The following is a 21,505-nucleotide window of genomic DNA, read 5'->3' as shown; positions in this document are numbered from 1 at the left end:
GTCAGGTGCCTTGCTGCGTCGCCGTTGGTGGGTGAAGGTTGCTCGGGTCGTACACGTCAAGCCGCCCGCACATGCCGTGCCGGCCGGCCTCGGTCGGGGCGGGCACGCGGTGCAGCACGGCCTGGTACAGGTGACGCGCCGAACCGGCCTCGAGGGCTTCCAGGTGCGCTCCGGTCTCCTCGGCCAGCCGCCAGGCGCCGGCCCGCCAGCGCTGCCGCCATTCGGCGATCTTCGGGCGGACGATCTCGACAGCGGCCCGGTAGAACGGCTCCAGCGCCCTCGCGCCCTGCGCCTCGTACGCCGCGTGCAACGCGAGAAACCCTTGGACGGCAAGGTCCCTGCGGCGCATCGCGGAGTCCGTACGGTCGGCGCCCGTGCCGCTCAGCGTTGTCGCCGCCAGGTAGGTGTCGCGGTCGGTGAGGAACTCCGGCGGCATGGTGAGTACGGCGTCGCCGGCCTCGGGCAGGCCGCTGTTCGACATCAGGGTCAGGATCTTCAGGTCACCGTGGTTGATCAGTCGGTGGATCGTGCCGGGGTCGAACCACACCACGGCACCACGGCGCAGCGGGGTCCTGGTGAAACCGGCCCCGTTGAGCGTGTGGACCTCACCGTCGCCGTCGATCACGTAGTAACCCTCGGCGCACGCCAGGTGGACGTGCGGGCTGCCGCCGACCATCCCGTCGACCCCGGCGGTGCCGTAGACCCGCAGCAGCGAGATGCCGATCCCACCCGGCAGCGACGACAGGTCCTTGGCGTGTTCAGTCATCGAGGTACTCGTCCCAGCTGGACTGCCATCGACTTGCGGTTCATGCCGCCGCCTCCAGGGAGGACAGGAAAGGGCTTTCCCGATCAACTCTTGGCCACACTAGACGGGAGTCGCAGTGGCGTCAACGTGCGAGTCTCCTCGATGGGCTCGCGAGTAGTGCTCGAAATCGGTGAGCGAGAGCGCCGCGCGCATGGTGTCGCTGCGTTGTGGGCACACCCCCGCCGAGGCGCGGCAATGCACGTCTCAAGATCTGCCCGCTCAGCGGCATCCCGCGCCGGGCGTTGACGGTCGCCAACGATGGAGAGTAGGTTCTAATCCTCGCAGGAAAGCCCTTTCCCAGCGAAGGTGGTTCCGGATGACCAACCAGCACACACAGGGGCACGCCGCCGCCGTCCTCGACGAGATCGCGCCGAGGCAGTGCTCCTGCGGCACCACGCGGCGGGCGTTCGTCGACGAGTCAGGCGGGCAGGCGAGCGTCCACCTGCTCCAGGTCGAGAAGGCGCTCACGCACTTCCACAAAGTTGCGACCGAGATCTACGTAATTCTCGAAGGCACGGGCGAGGTCGAGCTGGACGGAGTCCGGCACGAGGCAAAGCCGATGTCAGCCTTCCTCATCAAACCGGGCACTCGCCACCGGGCCATCGGTGAACTAAAGGCGCTCGTGGTTTGCATGCCTGCGGCAGACGATGCCGATGAATACTTCGACTGACGGCGAGGCGACCGCGTCCCATTGCCGGGCGGCGTAAAGCTGTCGCGGTTGTGCATCTACGACAGGGCCCGGCGCCAGCGTGCCCGGGGGACCTAGCGGCGGCGTACGTCCGGCGTGTGGCGGTGAAGGGAATCGGCACGCTGCGGGCGAGCATCGCCGCGAGGAAGCTCGCGCCCTGCTGGGCTTCCACGCCGGCGAGGTCCACCTGGTGCCATCCCCTGTGGCCGATTAGCGGCAGCGCTGGACGCGCGGCCCAGGAAACCGATCGCCAGTTGGACGCATGTGCTCGCCGTGGGGCACCCCACCTGGCCGATGCCGACGGTACGAAATTGCGCAGCCACACGAGCGGGCCGGCAGGAGACGTGCGGGCTGTCGGACACGTATCCCCGCGACCCGAAGTCCCGACGCCTGTTCCGTCCCACGTTGCCGCGCGATCGCGCTGGCCACCATCCCGGTCGTCAATGTTACGCCCATTATTCGAAGACATGACAGGAAAGCCTTGCCTGAAACGCTTCGAGGCTTCTAGTGTCCCGAGAAAGCGCTTGCCTGCTGGCCCCCGCTCCGCCAGGCGATGCGGATGGGAGGAGGGACCGTGCGCAACCCCACCGCATGTCTGTCCACTGTCTCGCGCTCGTCGCCGCGATGCCGTTGGTTTCCGTGGTGCTGCGCAGGGCTGGCCCGTAACGCCCCGACCTCAAGGAGGAGTTCGCGTGTCTGAACAAGCGGTCGACCAGGGCGTCAACCGGGCCGGAGCCGAGCGATCCACGGAGCCCGCGGCGGCGAAGCCGATGCCGCTGCCACCCTCCGGAGCGGCGCCCGCCAGCACGTCGACACCGACCCCCGAGCCGGGTACGAAAGGTCGATCGGAGCGTAATCGGCTCAGCGCGCGGATGAGGCGTTTCCTCGAGGAGTTGTGGCGACCCGGGCTGCTGCTCGTCGCGGTCTTCGCCGCCTGGTGGTTCGTCGCCGACCGGGAGTACACCCCGAACTACCTGGTGCCGACGCCGGTTCAGGTGTGGCAGACGCTAAGCGGCCAGTGGGACTTCCTGCTGGAGAACACGCTAGTTACTCTCTACGAGACGGTCATCGGCTTCGTGCTGGCCGGCCTGCTCGGCCTGCTGACCGCGGTGCTGATCGCCTACTCGAAGACGATGGACAAGGCGCTTTACCCGATCGTCCTCTTCGCACAGGTCATCCCGAAGATCGCGATCGCGCCGCTTTTGATCGCCTGGTTCGGCACCGGTTTAGAGCCGAAGATCATCCTTGCCGTACTCATTGCCTTCTTCCCGGTCGTGATCTCCGGAGTGGCCGGGCTGCGCTCGACCGATCCAGAGCTCATCGACCTGTCCGCGACGATGGGCGCGAGCCAGTGGCAGACGTTCCGCAAGATCCGCTTCCCGAACGCGCTTCCGCACCTGATGGCCGGCCTCAAGGTGGCCGTCACCCTAGCGGTCGTCGGTGCGGTGGTCGGCGAGTTCGTGGGCGCGAGCCAGGGCCTCGGCTATGTGCTCCTGCTTTCCTCCGGCAACCTCGACTCCGCACTGCTCTTCGCCGACTTGATCCTAATGTCACTCATCGGCATCGTCCTGTTCGTCGTAGTCGAGGCGGCGGAAGCCTTGCTGATCCCCTGGCACGCCAGCCGGCGCTCCGGGGTGCCCCTGACCACGTCCTGACCCGCCAATAGCCCCCCGCAAGGAGGCGCATCACCGATGAAACGTCTAACCCTCTACGTTGCGACGAGCCTCTTACTGGTCGCCGCCACCGCCGCATGCGGCGGCTCCGACGAAGCCACCGACACCTCCGCCGGCGGCAAGAAGAAGATCACCCTGACCCTGAACTGGGTGCCCTACGGAGAGCACGCACCGTTCTACTACGGTCTGAAAAAGGGCTTCTACGAGGCTGAGGGGATCGACCTGAAAATTTTGCCCGGCGGTGGTTCGGGCAAGACCATCCAGGCCGTTGCGCAGCAGCAGACCGACTTCGGCTGGGCCGACACGCCGCCGCTAATCAAGGGCGTCTCGACCGGGATGAAGGTCAAGAGCGTGGGCGTCTTCCTGCAGAAGGGTCCCGCGTCGATCGAGTTTCTCGCCGACAAGAACATCACCAAGCCTGCCGATCTGAAGGGCAAGAGCGTCGGGGGTACCCCCGGCGACGCCATGTACGCCACCTTCCCCGGCTGGCTCAAGGCCAACGGCCTCGCCGCCAGTGATGTGAAGGTCGTCAACGTGGACGGGGCTGGCAAGATCGCGGCACTCGCCGAGGGCAAGGTCGACGCGATCATGGGCTTCTTCCACGACCAGGCGCCGACGATCGAGGCGAAGACCGGCAAGAAGGTGAACTACCTTCTCTACACCGACTGGGGCATGAACATGCTCGGCACCGGTCTCGTCGTCAACGATGCGACGCTCAGCAAGGACCCGGAGATGGTGAAGGCGTTCGTGCGCGCTACCCAGAAGTCGTGGACCGAGGCGGCCAAGGACCTCACCGCCGCAGCCGATGCCATGGCCGAGCTGGCCGAAAACGAGCCAGCCAAGGAGGTGCTGGTCAAGCAACTGACCCTGGCGCTGCCGCTGCTGGACGCATCTGCCGGCGCGCCGGGGGTCAACGCCGAGGCGAAATGGACCGAAACGATCGACCTTATGGGTCAGTACGCCGACCTCAAGGACGCCGGCGCTCCATCGAAGTACTGGGACGCCTCGATCGCCGGCCGGGCTTAGGCCGGCATGGAACGACGCCAGCAAGGGGCTGCCAAATCGTGACGACTACTCCATCGACGCTGACCGAAACTGCTGTGGACATCGAGGCACTGACGGTGCGGTTCCAGTCCAAGCGGGCGCAGACCACGGCAATCGACAACGTGACCATGCGGGTGAAGCCCGGCGAGTTCGTGACGATCGTCGGACCGTCCGGCTGCGGCAAATCCACGCTGCTCAAGGTCGTCGCAGGGCTGGTGAAGCCGACAGCCGGTTCGGTTTCACTCATGGGGCAGCCGGTCACGAAGCCGCAGAAGGAGATCGGCTTTGTCTTCCAGCGGGCCGCGTTGCTGGAATGGCGTGGCGCCCGCAAGAACATCCTTTTGCAGGCCGAGATGCGGGGCATGGACGCCGCGACCTCAGCCCGGCGGGCAGACGAGCTTATGGAGCTCACCGGGCTGACGGGATTCGAAGATGCTCTGCCCCACGAGTTGTCCGGCGGGATGCAGCAGCGCGTGGCCCTGTGCCGCGCACTGCTGCACCGCCCCCGGGTGCTGCTCATGGACGAGCCCTTCGGGGCACTCGACGCCCTCACCCGCGAGCAGCTCAATACCGAGCTCAACCGGATCTGGCGGGAGACGGCCACCACGATCCTGCTCGTCACCCACTCCATCGCCGAAGCCGTCTTTCTCGGCACCCGGGTCGAGGTGATGAGCCCGCGCCCCGGACGCATCGTCCGTACCTTGGAAGTCGAACTGCCGGCCGAGCGCAACTACGCCCAGGTCATGGTCGACGAACGGTTCGACCGCCTGTCTACCGAGATCCGCAACCTGCTCGGGTCGGGAGCCAACCACTGACCGGCGCAGAGACGCCCCGGCGGTGGACCGATGCCGCCGGGGCGTGGCTCGGGCTCGGCGCTGCCCCAGCGGCGCTGATCCTCGGGGCGGAAATCGCTCAGCGGCATGGCGGCGCGGTGCCGGTCATCGCCCTGCTGTGCGGTGGCGCGCTGATGGCGGTCCTTCTCTTCGGGCAGGGCGCCCTGGGCGTACGACCGCCGTATGGCGAGGGTGGCACACTCACCGAAGTCGCTCCCCACTATCTGCACCCGTCGAGCCGGACGATCCTCGGTGCGGTGCTGGGCGCGGCGATGATCGGTTGGAACGGGTTCAATGTGGGCCTGGGTGGCGCCTCGCTGGCGGCGGTGACCGGGCTGCCCGGTCCGATCGCCGCGCTGCTGCTCGCCGCGGCGGTGCTCGCCGCGTCGTACGCCTCGCCCCGGCTCGGTAACCGGATCGCTGTGCTGACCACGTTGTCCGCGCTCGCGCTGGTCCTGGTGTGCGTGATCCGGCTGCGGCCGGATACCTCCCCTGCCACGCCGCACATCGGCGGCCTGGCCACCGCCGCCGACATCGCAGCCATCGGCGGATATGTCTCAGTGTTCGCCCTGCGTGCGCCGGACTTCAGCCGCGGCCTGGCCACCCGCCGTGACCTGGCCTGGTGCGTGCTGCTGCTGGTGGTACCCGCGTTGCTCGTCGTGGCGGCGGGCGCCGGGGTGTGGCTGCACACCGGCTCCGCCGACGTGGTCGCAGTTATCAGCAACAGCGAGGGCATGGCGGCCTACGGTAGTCTGTTCGTCACCGCCGCTGTGTTCGCCCCTGCGCTGACGACGACCTTCTCCGGTGCCCTCGCCCTGCGCGGCGTGTGGTCGCGGCTGTCCACGACGGTGGCGATGCTGATCGTGGCCATTCCCGGCGCGGCGCTGGCGGCGGCGCGATTTGACCGGCTGCTGCTGCCGTGGTTGACCGTGCTCGCCGCGACCCTGCCTCCTCTGATCATCCCGATGGTCACTGAGGCGTGGCGGCGGCGCCGTGGCGGACAACCACGGACGGTGCCGGTGTGGACCTGGCTGCCGGCGGGACTCATCGCCACCGCGTTGACCATGCTGGGAGCGCCGTTTGCCGCGGTCTGTGGGCTGCTGGTGGCAATGGCGGCAACGGCCTTACACATGTGGCGCGGGCGGCGGGCACGAAGCTTGTACCCCACCGATACCCCAGCAGGGCACCCCGCAAGTGGGACGGAATGTCCGCGCCCGTGAAGCGGTGTCGCCAAAAATTTCGACCCATCGAAATGAGCACCGTAGGTTTAGAGCGACCACGGAAGCGCTTTCCACGCCCTGGTCACCGCTGATGGGCCTGTCAAGCTTCTCGACTTCGGCATCGCCGCCATCTGCGCACTGATGTCACCCGGCTCACGGCGACCGGCAGCCCTATCGGCACCCACCACGACATGCCGCCCGAACAGATCCAGGGCGCGCAATATCACGCCGCAGAGCGACCTGTACGCCCTCGGCTGCGTACTGCACGAACTCCTCGCCGGAGGCGGCGGGTCTTCGCCGGCGGCAGCGACTACGAGCTGCGGCGCCAGCACGTCAGCGAGCCGCCACCTCCCCTGCGGACGCTCCGCCCCGATGTGCCCGGGGCGATTGAGGAGCTGGTGCTCGCGCTGCTGGCCAAGGCCCCCGAGGACCGGCCTGCGGACGACTACGACGTCTACCAGCGGCTGCTGCCCTTCCTGCCGCTACCCCGAGTCGACACCGCCCGCCTCCGAGCCCAGACCAGCACCATGCCGGACCCGACGCTGGTGTACCGCCGATCCAACTTGCCGCGTCGCCGGCCCGAGCCGGCGCCCGTGGTCCCGGCGCCGCGGAGTGAGACGTCGGCCGCTGACCCGGTGGCGATTCTGCGGACCGGGGTTCGAGACGCGATCAAGGCTGCTGTGTCGCAGTCCGACGAGCTGCTGGAAGATGGACGCTTCGCCCAGGCGGCGGAGGTGCTCGAGCAGGTGATCGGCGCCGCCAGCGCCGCGCTCGGCGCCGAGAGTGCCCGCGTGCTGGGGCTGCGGTCACGGCGCGCCGCCATTCTCGTCATCGGTGGGGACTTCCGGCGCGCGCTGCCGGAGTTCGACGCCCTCACCGCCGCGTCCGCCCACACCGCCGGCCCCACCAGCGAAGACGCGTTGGAGTGCCTTCGGGAGGCAGCCCACTGCCGGGCCGAACTCGGCCAAGCCACCACCGCCCTGCGCCAGTTCCGGCAGGTGCTGACCGACGTACGCGCCGCCTCCGGCGACGCCTCCCCCACAGCCCTCGACCTACGCCGCAACATCGGCATGCTGCTGCTCTCCGAAGACAAGGCCGCCGAGGCCGCGGACGCGCTACAGCCGCTGCACGACGACCTCTGCGTCGTATACGGCCCGCAGCACGAGGAGACCCGGGAAGCTGCCGACGTGCTTGCCCGGCTCCGCCTCGCCGCCGGCGAACAGTTTCGACCGACGCCACCGCCCCACCGCGGTCGTCGCACGTCTCCCCCATGGTTGCTACCGGCGTCGATGATCTCTATGCTTCCTGGACGTCACGAGTGGTCAGCGTCAAGCCTCCCGGCTTGCTGACCCGGCAACCGCGCCACCCGCGCACGGTGCCCCCGGGAGAAGACCAGGTCGGCCGCGAGCTGCGGTCCGGCAAGAGCGGGTGCCTTGAGGCACCGGAAGGCGAGTTCGTCGTGCCATTCGAAGAGCTGGATCTGGCCGCATTCGCGGTCTGCCTGACCTGCGGGGACCTCTGCGGTGGAGTCCCACGCGAGCAGCGGTGCAATTGCCAGCCACGTACGCCGGACTGGGAGCAACAGTGACAGGGGCAGGACATCTCCAGTGACCTCGACCTGTGTGTCCTGTGCATCCGGGACACCGTGACCACCCGAACCCGGTCGTCGTGGCTGGGCTGCGAGACCTGCCGGCACGTCTCGCAGGTCGTCGGCGAGCGGTACGGCCACCGCAGCGCACTGCCGCTGGGCCGTCACTCGATCATGAACGGTGACGTGGTCCAGCCGCCGGGGGCCACGGTCACCGAGGTCGCCGGCTCGCTGATGGCCGCGACGCGACGTTGGAACGCGCTGCGCGAGTGGCAAGCGGTGGAGTTCGAACGGCTCGCCGGGCCACTACGCGCAGCCGGCCCGACCGTGCGACTGGTCGAGTGGCAGCGGCGGTGGCCGCCATCGCTCGGGGCCAGCGTCGACGCTTTCGACCGCTACGGCGCCGTGCCGGTACCCGACGATCTCAGCAGCCTGCGGCAAGCCCAGACCCGGTTCCGATCCTCGGCGCGTTGACCGCCAGCCCGGCGCGGCTGCTGTTGATGGTGCCCTGCATCGCGATCAGCAGCGGCGTTGGTCCGCCCTTCACCCACAAGGAAAGCGGCGATGAAGCCACCAGACGCGCCGCGAACCGGTGCCGGCCGCCGAGCCACCGGCTGCTGCGCACCCTCGACAGCGACGGGCTCCTCACCGTGGGCCAGCCGACCAGCGGCGGCGACATGCGGCTATGCACCCACAGCGCCATCAGCGGCCGGTACGCGTCGGCACAGGCCCAGACCCATATGGCCGGACACGCGGGCGAGCCTCACCTTTCACAAGCGGCCGGTGCAGGCTTCGTGGTTGGTACAGAGCAAGCCGCACTGACCGCCGCAGCACGTGCTGTAGGCCCGCCGCCTCCAGGGACGTCCCCGAGTCAGCTGCCGCTCGGGCGCGGAGCTGCCGGCCGCGAACCCATCGACAAGCAGGTCGCCGATATTGATCGGCGAGCGCGTGTGTGCGGACCCAGCAGGCTCGACGCCGCAGTGCTGCACCGGGTCGGCGGCGCTTACTGCCTGTCCGCCTTTGTGAGGTGGAACTCGTAGCGATCCGCTTCTCTAGCAACGGACCGAACGACGCTTACCGCCGTTGCCGCCGGCCTTGGCCGCACGCGCGGCGATCCGTTGCAGACCGAAGAAGCCGCGGTGACCGTGCACGGTGTGGCGGGCGTACCCGGGCCATCTGCTCCCAGATCAGGAAGGCGTTCCCGGTGTCTTCAGGCTCGAGGTAGCCGGTGGCCACGGCCCGCTCCGCCAGGCGCAACCCGACGAGCAATGTCGTGAAGCCGGGCAGGGAGTCGGTCACGGTGGTCGGTTGCCGACCAGCGGTCGGCCCATCGCAGACCACACCGCCTGCGCACCGAGCCCGTCCCGCGAACCCTTCACCCCGTGCCCGTGCATCGAGTTCGGTCAGGAAGACACTCATTGCCCGATCCTCGTCGGCCCGATGCGGACCGTCATCCTCCGTATCGCCATGAATCCCGAACGTGCGTGCACCATCCGTCCATGGAGCGACAGGGGCCAGATTTTCATCGGGCAGCAACTCGGAGGGCGAGAAGAGGATCTGTGTGCTGGCTCGCTAGCGCTCCACTTACCGAGCTTCGCCAGCTTCAGGCGTCGGCTCGTCGTAGGGCGGCTCCTCGTAGCCGTCGATCAGTTCCGGGCCCCAGTCCGAGAACCGGTCCAGCAAACGCCGCGGTGCCCGGCCCTAATCCTCGTCCTCAACGTGTTCCTCCCCATCGTGCGACGGATCTATTCTTGGCAGGCCGCTAGACGACGGCGAGGCGGGCGGCGGCAGCCGGCACAAAAGGCGGAAGGCTTTCTGGACGACCGGTCCCTGGGGCACCGACTCTTCCTCTAGCAGGATCGAGGCTCAAACCTACGCGGGTAGGACGGGGCGAGGGCGTGTTCGAGGAAGACCTTCAGGCGGTGTAACAGAGACACGTACGCCGGCGAGGGCCAGCACGCCTAGGTCAGAACGGAGGTTCGCATCGTGCCAGAGGATGCCGGGTATCCCGGGACGTTGTGGCAGAACGCCGAACAGGCGGCCGTTACGTACATGCGAGCCATCGGCTTCAAAGACGCCGCTCTGACCGGTGCGGGTGCGGACCGGGGATTGGACGTGATTGCGACAGGGGCGACGGCTCAAGTGAAGGCCCTCGCGGTGCCGGTCGGACGCCCTGACGTTCAACGTCTGCGAGGGGCATCGTTCAACGTGCCGACCGTGCTGTTCTTCAGCCTGAACGGCTACTCACCGGCTGCAACCGAGTACGCCGACGAAGCCCGCGTCGCGCTATTCACGTTCGGGCCAAGTCTTTTTCCGATGCCCGTCAATGAACTTGCGCGACACTTGGCCCTTCTTGCCGTACCAGGGCATGGACATGACCTGCGCGCCCAAGGCGAGGGTGCCCCCGAACTGCGGAGGTCTCGGTGGCAGCAATGGAGCACCGCCACAAAGGTTGCTGTCGTGCTCTTCACTCCGGGCGCCGTCACGGTAGCCGGTCCGGTCCTTTTCGCCGTTGGAAGAGAGGCGACGCGACGATCGGCGCATGGGGAATCAAATAACCGTGACGCTCACCGGCGGACGATAGTAACCACCGCAGGGGTGGCCGGGACGATCCTGCTGCTATCGGTCGCTGTCCAGAACCTGGTATGGGCGATCGCTGGCAACGCCCCAGCGGACGGATCACCGGGCTTCGGCGCGGTACTCGGTGCCGTCGTGGGCATCGCGGTCGTTGTTGCGTTGAACGCATTGGTGCAAGCGGGCAAGCTCGCGTGGTTGTGGGTGCCGCGAATGCTGTGGGACCCTCAAACGATCGGCAGGGATCTTGACGCGAACCCCCTCAACGGCGCCTCGTCTCCCAGCCCTCAACCGTAGTAGTTCCGGAGGACGGGTTCGCCGACGACAAGCCCGTCGACATCAAGAGGTTGGTGCGGTTGTAAGCGGGGCCTGACCCCCATGGTCACGGTGCGGGCTTAGGTCCGTACCGCCTTGTCATCCGAGCGGGCGACGGTCGACGGCACGTACTCGCGCATCTGCTCGGCCTGCTCATGCTTCTCCGGCATGCTGCACCTCCTCGTTCGCCGTTCTCCACCCCTACCCGGCAGCCTCGTCGCCACACCCCACCCGCCCACGGCCGCTCACCGACGCAGTGAAACCGGCCCTGAACCTCACCTGACTGTCGCCGAGGTACACGAGGACATCGCCGCGATCGGATACCCGATCGCCGCGACGTAGCAGCAGCCCACTGGGTCGCCCTGCAGCAGGTCGCTCTTACAGTCGAGCACCGCCGCCACCTGGTCATGGTCGTTTCCTTGCCTTCGCCGGTCACCCCCGGCGTAACTCGCGGAGAAGCTCGACGCACTCTCCGTAGGCCCGGTCATCGGCGTAGCCGGAGTGTCCGAGCGTGGCCGGATACGAGCTGTCGCCTGCCATCCTGGCGAACACCGGGTCGATGATCCTTCGGTCGACGTCCTGCGTGGCGCCCGCGACGCCTGCGGCGGCCCCTTGGTCGCCGCCTGTCTCGACCGCCTTGACGTCGCGAAGAATCCACCCGCCGATCGGGTCGCTGGGCCGATAGAGGTTGCGCCACGGCCAGCGGGCCCGAGCGCTCTCGGTGATGTCCAGCGGCCTGCCCACCAGGAAGGCACCGGTACGGGACAACGCAGCGGGCCCGAAATAGGCGGGGAAGAAGCGTGCGTAGAGCCGACGCAGCGGGCTGCCGTAGGTGAGCAGGGCGACCCGTGCGCTTTCCGCATAGGTCAGTTGCATGACCACAGCCGCACCGATGACCGTGCCTTGGGAATGACACGACAGCAAGACCCGACCGTCACAGGTGCAGCCGAGGTACTTGATGCGCCTGATGACATCCGGGACCGCCCGCTCGGCGTAGCACGGGGGCGCGAGTGGATGGGTGGCGCGCGGCCAGAACGTGCCCACATCCCACAGGACGCCGACGGTCCGGCGGAACCGAGGGTTGCGGTAGGCCTGACGCCCGACGTAGAGGAGGCCGGCCGCGAACCCACCGACCAGCAGGTCGCCGATGTTGACCGCCCAGCGCGCGTGTGTGTAGACCCAGCTTCGGTCGACCAGGTAACCGACCACGCCGGCGGCGGTCAGAGCGGCGACCAGGACGGCGAACCCACCACTGACCCGTTCACCCACGTCACTGGCAGTTGCGCGGGACCAGGCGGCGGCAATGTGGCGTGCGCGTCGAAGGGTCTCGGCATGCTTCGGGTCGTGCGGCGTCCGGAGAGCCTCCGCGACCTTCTCCGTCGAATAGGCCGGGACAACGTGGTCGCGCAGCATCGTGTGGGCGCTGCGCCGCACGAGCCACACCAGGACACCCGCCAGCAGTAGGACGGTCGCGGCCACCGGGACCGCCATCGCCGCCCCCCAGAAGTACACCAGCGGGACGACGAAGGCGTCGGAGGAACGGTCGGTCGGTGCCGGCTTGCCCAGGACATGCGCCACCGCCAGGGCCAGGCCGGCGGCGAAGGCACCGGCGAGCACCACCGCGAACATCATCAGCGCAGGGGTCGCGAGCCCGGACCACGCCGGTGACTGTTCCGCCCCCGCGCTCGCTCCCCTTGTCCAGGCGCGGCGCATCAGCAGGAGGACCAGCACGGCCAGCAGCAGGACGACCTGCGCCGCGGCCAGCACCTCGACCGCCCCCGCGAGCCACGGCAACTGCGTACGCGCGTCGCCCGCCACCCGCACCGAGAAGTTGACGCCGGGCTGCCAGACCACCACCGCTGCGAGAACGCTCACGACCAGGGCCAGCCACGGCAGGTGCGTGTAGAGATCCGGCCGGCCGTCATGTTCACCGGCCGCGCCCGGCCGGGGGCGATCGTTGCGTAGGCAGACCAGCACCACGGTCAGCCCGAGCAGGCCCAGCGCCAGCACGAACAGGACAACCGCGGCCCCAGCCCAGGCGAACTCTAGGGTCGCCTCGGGCTGCACGGCGCGAAGGCCCCGACCCTGGCCGGCGAAGGGCGCCAGCAGGAGAACGCCGACCAGCGCGAATCCCGCCGCGACGTGGGCGGATCGCAGCTGCCGCACCTGGCTCGCGCCATTCCACATCCGGCGGTCCTCCAGCGGCGTCCGGTCTCGCTCCTCGGGGGAGGCGTGCGGCACGGTCGCTGTCTCCAGCTCCCGCCACGTCTTGTTCGCCAGCCACCACAACAGACCCACCACCGCCAGTGGTAGCGCGGCGGTCACGGCGGTGCGCCGCCCGGGCAGATCCAGCCACGGCCAGGTCAGGAAGCTCAGCCACGGGACGCGGTCGGTGCAATCGCGCGCCGGGCGCACACACTGCCATCCGAAGAAGTCCATGGAGACCAGAACGACGGCCACGACGAGGGTGAGCGTTATCGACAGCGCGAACAGCCGCAGCAGCACCTCCGCGCACCGCCGGGTACCCCGGCGCCCGTCATCGACGCCCGCGTGCGGCAGGGCGAAGAAGGCGACATTAACCAGCAGGAACGGCGTGAGCAGCAGCCACAGCGCCCGCTGCCCACTGCCCGCGGTCAGCCCACCCCACGAGTACGCCTCGAGCCGCTCATCCGCCGTGTCGGTGGAGGTCTGCTTCGCTTCCCACTGCCGGCGGTAGAAGCCCGCCTCGGCGTCTCCCGCTACCCGCGCCACGTGCGGATGTGCCAGCATGCGCTCCGGCGGAGTTCCGGACACCCCGTGAACGCGCATCTCAGTCCAGCCGCCGCCGTCCCGGTTCACGTAGCCACCCATGACCCACCTCCGGCGCTACCGCAACCCTCCATGCCTCTATAACGGAAGACGCTCGAGGCCGCAGTCACGCGGCGGACAGAATTCACCGACCGTGTGGCCGACGCGGATCAGAACCGGCAGTCTCGGGTCACCCGGAAGAAGTCGGCCACGGCCGGCGCCGTGGATGGTATCCATGGCGCCCGGCCGTGGGACTACGTGCTGTCAGAGTTGGGCGCACTGCCCCTGCACGGGGCCGGTCACCTCGTTCGGCTGACCGTCGTCCTGTGGCGCCGGGTCGTTGCCCGTACAGCGCAGGGGGCCACGGATCACGTTAGCCCCGAGCACCGAGGGCCCTCGTCCGTCCACCACTGTCACCGGCCCGGTGATCGACGAATTGGTCAGCCTGAACTCACTGGTGGTGCCGCTTGCGGAGAGCGGACCGACCAGCGAGCTGTCCCGTACGATCACTCTGGCGGCCTGTTGCGCCTGGATCGATCCCTCGATAGCGCTGTCCCGGACCACCAGCGAGGCCTTGTCACCGATGGAGACCGGCCCGGTGACGGTGGCGTCCCGCAGGCACGTGGTGCCGGTCGTGACCTGGAGCGTCCCCTCGTACGCGCCGCTGATGACGCGGCTGCACACCGCGGGGAGCGCGAAGTTCCACCGGTAGAGGCGGGACACCCGGCCGTAGTAGAGGTTGCCGTCCCCGCCCTCGGTGAGGAAGGCGACCCGGCCGGAAGCCAGCTCGACGACGTCCCACGTGGCCGGGTCGATCCGCCATAGGCTGTCGGACACCGACGCGTAGAAGAATCCGTCGTCGGCGAGGACCAGGCCCCGTTCGTGGCCGTACATCGTCGTCTCGTTGGGGAAGAGCCGTTCGGACCGGGTCACCGTGCGCGTCGGGGGGTCGAAGGTGAAGAGCGTGCCGTCGGACAGGCCCCAGATGGTGCCGGCCCGATCCACGACGAGCGCGTTCACCGCCGAGCCGCCGGGCGTGGGAACCACACGTTCGACCACCCGCCGGGTCTGCGGATCGAACACGAACAGTTCGGCCTCGGTGGCGGTCGGCTCGATGCCGTACCCGCCGTTGATGGAGGTGCCCCCGTAGAGCAGGCCGTCATGCTCGACCAGGCTGACCACGCTCTGCTGCGGCACGATGTCCCGGTAGGTCTGCACCGCACCCGTCGACGGCGTCCAGAAGCTGAGCGCACCGCCGAGGCGACCCGCGCGGGGGATGCTCCCGACGGCGACCGTCTCACCCAGGTCGACGAAGGCCTGCGCCCGCTGCTGCTCGTCGTCCAGGACGGTCCGCGGAGCCGGGTTGGACCCGTACGCCCACGGCTTGGTGGTATCGAAGGAGAGCAGATTACCGTCGGGGTAGCGCCCGTAGAGCAGGTGATTCCCGCGGATCCCGAAGCCCTCCACCTGCCCCGCGCCGGACAGGAGCGTCATGGCGTCGTCGGCCGGGTCGAAGCGCGCCATGCCGGGCGGGGAGAGAAACCCGCCGACGTAGACGGATCCGTCAGGCCCGGTCCCCATCGCCTGGATCGGGTTGGGGGCGCCCTCCAGGTCCTGCTCGCCGATGTACCGGGTTGCCCGGGTCTGTGGGTTCCACAGGTAGACGCGGCCGTAGTAGTACGTCATCGACAGGGTCAGTCCGGGCCACGCCGGGTCGGCCAGGTCGATCCATTCCCAACTTCCCGGCAGCGCGTTCGGCTTCCAGCCGACCGGCGCGTAGGTGTGGGTCTGGAGGTCGTACCGGACGATGCCCTCGGCCACAATGCGGAAGTAGACGTACCGGCCCGTGGGATCGACCTCGGAGACCATCCGACCGGAGATGGCGGGAATGATCTTCACGACCGTCCCGTCGCTGAGCCGGTAGACGAGAAGGTCACTGGAATGGTCGAGCCGAATGAACAGGTGACCTCCGGCGAGGGTCATGTCGTAGACCGCTTCCTCGTCCGCGTACTGCGCGGGCAGCGTGATCGGCTGCACCTCGCCGGTGATGCGGTCGAAGCGGGCGAGTTTCGCGTTCGGCTTGGTGCCGAAGTAGACGTAGCGATCATCGATCGCCAGCGCCTGGCCGTAGGTCTCCCCCGGGACGATCTGGCCGTGATCGGTGAACCGCTTCCTGGCCGGGTCGTAGGAGAAGAGCTTTCCGCTGGGATAGGTCCCGCCGTAGACGACACCGTCCGGCGCCGCGGCCATCCGCCAGATCTGCTCGCCCGGGTACGGCACGCCGAGTGAGGTGACCGAGGTATCGCCGGGTGACCAGGTGTAGACGGCGCCGTTGGTCATGCCGAAGTAGACGGCACGTTGCGGCTTGGCGAAGGTGACCGCCCAGCTACCGGTACCGGAGGGCAGTCGCTCGCCGAAAACCACCTTCCCAGATCTGATGTCCGTGACCTGGAACATCGCCGTGACCTCGCTGTTGCCAGCGGTCACCCAGTAGGCCTGGGGATGCCCCTGCTGGTCGACGCCTTGCGCCTGGTACTGCGAAAGCACCCGCGAGTTGATCGCGTGGCCCAGGTCCTGCTCGGCGCCGACGATCGGGGCGGGAGCCGCCGGCGGGGCGGCTTGCACCGCCCCGCCGGCGGCCACGAGGAAGCTCGCGAGCAGTCCACCGACGGTGAGTAAGGCGACTGCCCGTGGCTTCGTCCGTTTCATTGGTTCCTCCGCTGACCGGTGGGGAATGGTTCGCGGTGTTGCGGTCCGATCCGCAACTTGCACCGCACCCGAGCCCGAGGTGCCGAGGTTTCGCCGTTGGCTGCGGGTGGACGGCGAGCAACCGGTCCGGGTAACCGTTCCTGGTTCGCCGTAGCGTAACTTACGGTCCGGGCCGATACTAGAGAGCGGAACCATGATCGAAAGCTTCGTAGCGGAAAGCGCGGACGCCGCGTATCTGGGTATCGACATCGGAGGTACGAAGACCATCGCCCTGTTGCTCACCGCCAACGGGCAGGTGACCGGCGCGGTCCAGGCTGCCACCCCCGCCAAGCGCGGACCGACAACGGTGCTTGACACCGTCGCCGAACTCGCCGGGCAGCTCCCCGACGGTCACCCGATCGCGGGCGTCGGAGTTGGCGCGGCCGGGACGCTGGATCCGACCACCGGCGCCGTCCGCTACGCCACGGACAGCCTGCCCGGCTGGCGCGGCACACGCATCGCCGAGGAGTTGGGTGCCCGACTGGGCCGCCGGGTTCACGTCGACAACGACGTGAACGCGGCAGCGCTCGCAGAAGCGTGGACGGGCGCAGGGTGCGGCCGGGAGCACCTGCTGCTGGTCGCCGTCGGGACCGGTCTGGGTGGTGCCCTGATCCGGTACGGCCGCATCGAACGCGGCGCCCGGGGGGCGGCAGGCGAGGTGGCGCACCTGCCAGTGCCGGGTGCCGGGCAGCTGCGTTGCGGCTGCGGACGCCGGGGGCACCTGGAGGCCGTGGCGTCCGGTACCGGAATCTCCGCCGCCTACGCTCTGGCCACCGGCGAGAAGATGAGCGGGCGGGAGATCGCCGCCCGGGCGGCAGCCGGCGAAGCCGCCGCCAGGCGGATACTCGATCAGGCCGGCGAAACGCTGGGAGCGGCCCTGGCCGGGCTCGTCGCGTTACTCGACCCGCAGGCGGTCATCATGGCCGGCGGCGCGGCACCGGCCCTGCTGACCGCGGCGACCCGGGCCTACCAGGCAGAACTGCTACCAGCCTGGGCCGACGTACCGCTGATGCCGGCGGCCCTGGGCCACCAAGCTGTCGCGATCGGGGCGGCGCGGATAGCCATGGAGCAGAAGTGAGAGTCTTCACCGCCATGCGCGGCGGCCTGGTGATCTCGTGTCAGCCGCTGCCTGACGAGCCGGACGACCCGATGCGGGACCCCTACGTCCAGGCCCGGGTGGCCGCCGCGGCCACACGGGGCGGTGCCGTCGCCGTCCGCGCCAACGGGCCGGACGACATCCGCGCGATCCGCGCGGCCATTGACGTGCCCGTGATCGGCCTGATCAAGCATGGGACCAGCGGTGTGTTCATCACCCCGACCTCGGCACACGCCGTGCAGGCCGCCGTCGCCGGCGCCCACGTCGTGGCCGTCGACGCCACGGACCGGCCCCGCCCGGACCGCGGCGACTTCGCCGACACGGTACGCGCGGTGCACTCAGCCACCGCCGCCCTGGTACTGGCTGACATCTCCACCCTGGCCGAGGGTCTGGCCGCGGTCGACGCCGGCGCCGACGCGGTGGCGACGACACTGTCCGGCTATACACCAGCCAGTCCGCCGACGGAGGGCCCCGACCTACGGCTCGTGGCCCAGCTTGCCGAGCGGCTGAAGGTACCGGTGATCGCGGAGGGTCGCTACCGCACCGCGCAGCACATCCGGCAGGCCTTCGAAGCCGGCGCCCATGCTGTCGTCATGGGCAATGCCGTCACTTCACCACTGTGGATCACGCGAGGTCTGGTCGGAGCGACGCCTCGTGCTTCGCGGTAAATGGGCGAAAAGAGTCCGGCGCGTTGCATTCGCCGGTCGGCGCTCGACAGTTCCGTCATCGTCGTACCGGTCAGTCCGACGGCCCCGACCGCCCGTCCGGCCGGTCGCCGGGACGATCCGGACCGCGTTCCCGCCGCCGTTGGGCCAGGGCCGTCACTAGCAGGGACACCCCGAGCGCGGCGTCGCCCCAGCGGCGCAGCACGGACCGGAGGCCGGGAGCGGGCGGCGGGGGCCCGGGGACGACGACGCGGTCCACCGCCGGGAACGCCAAGCGGGCCGCCCGGTCGACTTCCTGCTCCGACTGCCCCGACCGGTTGCCGCGGATGGTGACGTCCCGGGCGTCGTCGCGGTAGCGCCAGCGCCACAGGTCGCCCTCGGACCACAGCTCGATCCGCTCGCCCGGCAGGGTCGCCTGCGCGGCGGACCCGGGCGGCTGGTCCGCCCGCGCCGCGTCGCCGCCGCGGCGGGGCCCACCGACGGCCCGCCGCAGGTCGGCGCGGGTGAGGTCGCCGATCCCGGCGGCGTCGCCGCGGTTCAGGGCCCGCGCCACCAGGTACGCGAGGAGGCCGGCCGCCACCGGCAGCAGCAGGACCAGCACCCGCAGCAGCGAGCGCACGCCATGGGTCGGCACATTCACCAGCCGGGCGATGATGTCGTCGCCCGCGGCGACGGTCAGCACCCCGTAGAAGCTGATGGCGGCTACGCCGATACCGGTGCGGGCGGGGTGGTCGCGGGGGCGGTCGAGCAGTTGGTGCGGCCGCCGGTCCTTCGTGCGCAGCCGCTCGGCGAACGGCCAGGCGTACAGGGCGAGGAAGGTCAGCCCGCCCAGCACCACCCCCGGGACGAACGGGGCGGGCACGAGGTACCCGGCGATTCGGATCTCCCACGGCGGGAAGAGGCGCAGCGCCCCGTCGCCCCAGCCGACGTACCAGTCGGGTTGGGCGGGGGACGTGGCCTCGGCCGGTTCGAACGGTCCGTAGATCCACACCGGGTTGATCTGCACCAGCCCGCCGAGGGCGAACAGCACGGCGAGCACCCAGGCGAACAGGGCCAACGAGCGCAGGGCGTAGCTGGGCCAGAGCCGGGAGCCGACGACGTTGTGTTCGGTCCGTCCCGGGCCCGGGAACTGGCTGTGCGTCTGCCGCACGATGATCGCCAGGTGGGTCGAGACCAGCGCGACGAGGACCGCCGGGACCAGCAGCACGTGGCTGACGAACATCCGCGGGATCATCTCGTCGGAGGGAAACTCGCCACCGAGAGCCAGGAACGCCAGCCACGGCCCGACCAGTGGGACGGACTCCGTCACCGAGACGAGGATCCGCAGCCCCATACCGGAGAGCAGATCGTCCGGCAACGAGTAGCCGGTGAAGCCGTTGAACAGGGCCAGGGCCAGCATGGTGACGCCGATCAGCCAGTTGATCTCGCGCGGTTTGCGGTACGCCCCGGTGAAGAAGATCCGGATCAGGTGCACCACGATCGCGGCGACGAAGACCAGCGCCGCCCAGTGGTGTGTCTGCCGGATCAGCAACCCGGCGCGCACGTCCCAGCTCAACCGCACGGTCGAGGCGTACGCGGCGGAGGTGGTGGTGCCGTCCAGCGGCGCGTAGCTGCCCTGGTAGACCCGGTCGGCGACGCTGGGATCGAAGAAGAACGTCAGGTAGATGCCGGTGAGGATCAACGCGACGAACGAGTAGAGCGCGATCTCGCCCAGCATGAACGACCAGTGGTCGGGGAACACCTTGGCCAGGGACCTGCGGGCGACGGGAGACAGCCGCAGCCGGTCGTCGAGGGCGCGGGCGAACCGGTCGACGATCACGGCCGGCTCCAGAAGCCGGCGCCGGGTGGGGCGGTGAAGTCGCCGGTGGCGCGCAGGTGGCCGTCCGGACCGACCTCGATCGGCAACCCGGGCAGCGCCCGGGCGGCCGGGCCGGTCACCGGACGGGCCGCGGCGAGGAGGTCGAACGAGGACTGGTGGCAGGGGCAGAGCAGTTGCCCGGTACCAGCCAGGTAGAGGCGGACCGGGCAGCCGGCGTGCGTGCACAGCAACGAGTAGACGGCCAGGCCGTCGAGGTGACCGCCGGCCGGTGGCCGGGTGAAGCGTCGCGGGTCGAGGCGGACCGCGAAGGCGGGCCCGTCACCGGTGTCGACGTCGCCTTCAGGGAAGACCGCGACCATCGTGTCCGCCGGCACGTCCTCGGGGCGCAACGGTCGCCCCTCGCCGTTCACCAGCCGCACACCCGGCCCCCAGGGCGTGTCCTTCCGTGCCGCCACCGGGCGGGCGCGGTCGAACGGCAGCAGGGAGCGCAGCGGGAAGAGCGCCGCGGCGCTGAGGGCGGTCAGCGCCAGCCCGAGCGCGGCGAGCAGGCCACGGCGGCGCAGCGGGCTGTCCTCGGCCCTGAGCGCCGCCGTCGTCAGCGTTTGCTCGCGCGGCGGTGGGGTGAACCCGGCGTGCTCCTCGACGTAGCCGCCGGACGGCACGAGCCGCCGCCCCCACACCGCGAGACCCACGGCCAGACCGGCGAAGGCCACCGCGAGCGAGGCGCCCTCCCACTGCGCCTGGCCGCCGAGGACGTAGGTCACCGCGAAGCCGACCGCTCCGGCGGCGCTGACCAGGAAGGCCGCGACGATGCGGCGGGTCACGCCCCGATCGGGCGTCGGTGCGCCGCTTTCGCTCACTCGGCAGCCCTCCTGCCCAGCCAGCGCGCTGCCGCGACGAGCAGCCCCAGCACGACGATCCAGGCCACGAGTCCCTCAGCTAGCGGGCCCAACCGACCTAACGGGTTCCCGCCCCGGTCCAGCCGGTCGCTCTGCAACCTCCGCACGTAGGTGACCACGTCGTTGACCTGCTGGTCGCTGAGGACCTGGCTGGGAAAGACCGGCATCAGCCCGGGGCCGACCCGCACCGCCTCGGCCACCTGCACCGCGCTCGCTTCGTACAGGGGTGGGGCGATCGATCCCTCGGTCAGGTACGCGCCCGCACCGGTCGCGCCGTGGCAGGGCGCGCAGGTGGCGGCGAAGATCTCCCGGCCGTTGGTGACGCTGCCGGGTGCGAGCTGCGGGATCTGCGGGCCGCCGCCGAAGGTACCGACGTGGCCGACCAGCGCCGCGATGTCGCCGGCCGAGAACACCGGCTCGGCACGTCGGGGCTGCTGCCGCTCGGACGAAAGCGGCATCCGGCCGGTGGAGACCTGGAAATGGACCGAGGCGGGCCCGACACCGATCAGGGAGGGCCCCCGCTGGGCACCCTGGCCCTGGGGGCCGTGGCAACTGGCGCAGTGCTGCCGGTAGAGCTCGGGGCCGCGGTCCGCCGGGGCCGGTGCGGACGTGGCCGGTAGGGGGTCGGGCTGCGCCGCGACGGCGGGTCCGGCGGCGAGCGCCAGCACCGCACCGACGGCGAGGGCCCGCCGGGGGTGCAGCCGCGCTCTGCGGCCCGGTCTGGCGGTGATCGATGCTCGCTGGTCCACGG

The 21,505-nt window shown here is 69.7% G+C and carries 17 protein-coding genes, 1 pseudogene and 1 riboswitch; of the genes and pseudogenes, 12 read left to right on the top strand and 6 right to left on the bottom strand.

Annotated features, from left to right (window positions below):
- Position 1 precedes the first annotated feature (1 nt).
- Positions 2 to 766 carry a cupin domain-containing protein gene (locus ACVCAH_RS25010; protein WP_447138638.1) on the bottom strand — a complete coding sequence of 255 codons (765 nt, stop codon included), beginning with the start codon at positions 764 to 766 and terminating at the stop codon, positions 2 to 4.
- 355 nt (positions 767 to 1,121) lie between these two features.
- Here ACVCAH_RS25010 and ACVCAH_RS25005 point away from each other — a divergent pair, with 355 nt between their 5' ends.
- From ACVCAH_RS25005 to ACVCAH_RS24960, 10 genes and pseudogenes are all read left to right on the top strand, one after another.
- Positions 1,122 to 1,475 carry a cupin domain-containing protein gene (locus ACVCAH_RS25005; protein WP_447138637.1) on the top strand — a complete coding sequence of 118 codons (354 nt, stop codon included), beginning with the start codon at positions 1,122 to 1,124 and terminating at the stop codon, positions 1,473 to 1,475.
- A gap of 788 nt (positions 1,476 to 2,263) precedes the next feature.
- On the top strand, positions 2,264 to 3,148 hold the full coding sequence (locus ACVCAH_RS25000) for an ABC transporter permease (protein WP_447138636.1): 885 nt from the start codon (positions 2,264 to 2,266) through the stop codon (positions 3,146 to 3,148).
- A 36-nt stretch (positions 3,149 to 3,184) separates the two neighbouring features.
- Positions 3,185 to 4,192 (top strand): ABC transporter substrate-binding protein, encoded by a 1,008-nt coding sequence (locus tag ACVCAH_RS24995; protein ID WP_447138635.1) that lies wholly within the window; start codon positions 3,185 to 3,187, stop codon positions 4,190 to 4,192.
- A gap of 74 nt (positions 4,193 to 4,266) precedes the next feature.
- Positions 4,267 to 5,025 carry an ABC transporter ATP-binding protein gene (locus ACVCAH_RS24990; protein WP_447138634.1) on the top strand — a complete coding sequence of 253 codons (759 nt, stop codon included), beginning with the start codon at positions 4,267 to 4,269 and terminating at the stop codon, positions 5,023 to 5,025.
- 116 nt (positions 5,026 to 5,141) lie between these two features.
- On the top strand, positions 5,142 to 6,263 hold the full coding sequence (locus ACVCAH_RS24985) for a hypothetical protein (RefSeq protein ID WP_447138633.1): 1,122 nt from the start codon (positions 5,142 to 5,144) through the stop codon (positions 6,261 to 6,263).
- A 78-nt stretch (positions 6,264 to 6,341) separates the two neighbouring features.
- A pseudogene (locus ACVCAH_RS24980) lies at positions 6,342 to 6,629 on the top strand (hypothetical protein); the annotation flags it as partial.
- A gap of 32 nt (positions 6,630 to 6,661) precedes the next feature.
- Entirely contained in the window at positions 6,662 to 7,612 is a 951-nt protein-coding gene (locus ACVCAH_RS24975; protein WP_447138632.1) for a tetratricopeptide repeat protein, read from the top strand.
- A riboswitch (SAM riboswitch) is annotated at positions 7,574 to 7,694 on the top strand. Its footprint overlaps the gene before it by 39 nt.
- Before the next feature lie 214 nt (positions 7,695 to 7,908).
- Complete coding sequence (locus tag ACVCAH_RS24970) at positions 7,909 to 8,325, top strand: hypothetical protein (protein WP_447138631.1); 417 nt, start codon at positions 7,909 to 7,911, stop codon at positions 8,323 to 8,325.
- Complete coding sequence (locus ACVCAH_RS24965; protein ID WP_447138630.1) at positions 8,322 to 8,891, top strand: hypothetical protein; 570 nt, start codon at positions 8,322 to 8,324, stop codon at positions 8,889 to 8,891. The genes ACVCAH_RS24970 and ACVCAH_RS24965 overlap by 4 nt, the downstream gene beginning before the upstream one ends.
- A gap of 946 nt (positions 8,892 to 9,837) precedes the next feature.
- The gene (locus ACVCAH_RS24960) at positions 9,838 to 10,722 is read left to right on the top strand and encodes a restriction endonuclease (RefSeq protein ID WP_447138629.1); all 885 of its coding nucleotides are present in this window, start codon (positions 9,838 to 9,840) and stop codon (positions 10,720 to 10,722) included.
- Between the two features lie 450 nt (positions 10,723 to 11,172).
- Here the strand turns inward: ACVCAH_RS24960 and ACVCAH_RS24955 are convergent, their stop codons facing one another.
- Together ACVCAH_RS24955 and ACVCAH_RS24950 are read right to left on the bottom strand one after the other, a co-directional pair.
- The gene (locus ACVCAH_RS24955) at positions 11,173 to 13,590 is read right to left on the bottom strand and encodes a hypothetical protein (protein WP_447138628.1); all 2,418 of its coding nucleotides are present in this window, start codon (positions 13,588 to 13,590) and stop codon (positions 11,173 to 11,175) included.
- 201 nt (positions 13,591 to 13,791) lie between these two features.
- Positions 13,792 to 16,236, bottom strand: a complete 2,445-nt coding sequence (locus ACVCAH_RS24950; RefSeq protein WP_447138627.1) for a hypothetical protein — start codon at positions 16,234 to 16,236, stop codon at positions 13,792 to 13,794.
- A gap of 193 nt (positions 16,237 to 16,429) precedes the next feature.
- Between ACVCAH_RS24950 and ACVCAH_RS24945 the strand changes: the two genes are divergently transcribed.
- Both ACVCAH_RS24945 and ACVCAH_RS24940 read left to right on the top strand, forming a co-directional pair.
- Positions 16,430 to 17,353 carry an ROK family protein gene (locus ACVCAH_RS24945; RefSeq protein ID WP_447138626.1) on the top strand — a complete coding sequence of 308 codons (924 nt, stop codon included), beginning with the start codon at positions 16,430 to 16,432 and terminating at the stop codon, positions 17,351 to 17,353.
- On the top strand, positions 17,350 to 18,039 hold the full coding sequence (locus tag ACVCAH_RS24940) for an N-acetylmannosamine-6-phosphate 2-epimerase (RefSeq protein WP_447138625.1): 690 nt from the start codon (positions 17,350 to 17,352) through the stop codon (positions 18,037 to 18,039). The genes ACVCAH_RS24945 and ACVCAH_RS24940 overlap by 4 nt, the downstream gene beginning before the upstream one ends.
- Positions 18,040 to 18,109: 70 nt before the next feature.
- On the opposite strand, the gene qcrB is transcribed toward ACVCAH_RS24940, so the two are convergent.
- The 3 genes from qcrB to qcrC are packed head-to-tail and all read right to left on the bottom strand — an operon-like array spanning position 18,110 to position 21,503.
- A complete protein-coding gene (gene qcrB, locus ACVCAH_RS24935; protein ID WP_447138624.1) occupies positions 18,110 to 19,855 on the bottom strand; it encodes a cytochrome bc1 complex cytochrome b subunit in 1,746 nt (581 codons plus the stop codon).
- On the bottom strand, positions 19,852 to 20,679 hold the full coding sequence (locus ACVCAH_RS24930) for a QcrA and Rieske domain-containing protein (RefSeq protein WP_447138623.1): 828 nt from the start codon (positions 20,677 to 20,679) through the stop codon (positions 19,852 to 19,854). Before ACVCAH_RS24930 ends, qcrB begins: the two co-directional genes overlap by 4 nt.
- Positions 20,680 to 20,711: 32 nt before the next feature.
- The gene (gene qcrC, locus ACVCAH_RS24925; protein WP_447138622.1) at positions 20,712 to 21,503 is read right to left on the bottom strand and encodes a cytochrome bc1 complex diheme cytochrome c subunit; all 792 of its coding nucleotides are present in this window, start codon (positions 21,501 to 21,503) and stop codon (positions 20,712 to 20,714) included.
- Between the last annotated feature and the right edge of the window lie 2 nt (positions 21,504 to 21,505).

Source organism: Micromonospora sp. LZ34 (assembly GCF_052981855.1).
This window is presented reverse-complemented; position numbering and strand designations above follow the sequence as displayed.

Bases quoted from the DNA above. Each gene is read 5' to 3' on its own strand.
- ACVCAH_RS25010 (WP_447138638.1), bottom strand. From the start codon at position 766: ATGACTGAACACGCCAAGGACCTGTCGTCGCTGCCGGGTGGGATCGGC.
- ACVCAH_RS25005 (WP_447138637.1), top strand. From the start codon at position 1,122: ATGACCAACCAGCACACACAGGGGCACGCCGCCGCCGTCCTCGACGAG.
- ACVCAH_RS25000 (WP_447138636.1), top strand. From the start codon at position 2,264: ATGCCGCTGCCACCCTCCGGAGCGGCGCCCGCCAGCACGTCGACACCG.
- ACVCAH_RS24995 (WP_447138635.1), top strand. From the start codon at position 3,185: ATGAAACGTCTAACCCTCTACGTTGCGACGAGCCTCTTACTGGTCGCC.
- ACVCAH_RS24955 (WP_447138628.1), bottom strand. From the start codon at position 13,590: ATGGGTGGCTACGTGAACCGGGACGGCGGCGGCTGGACTGAGATGCGC.
- ACVCAH_RS24950 (WP_447138627.1), bottom strand. From the start codon at position 16,236: ATGAAACGGACGAAGCCACGGGCAGTCGCCTTACTCACCGTCGGTGGA.
- ACVCAH_RS24945 (WP_447138626.1), top strand. From the start codon at position 16,430: ATGATCGAAAGCTTCGTAGCGGAAAGCGCGGACGCCGCGTATCTGGGT.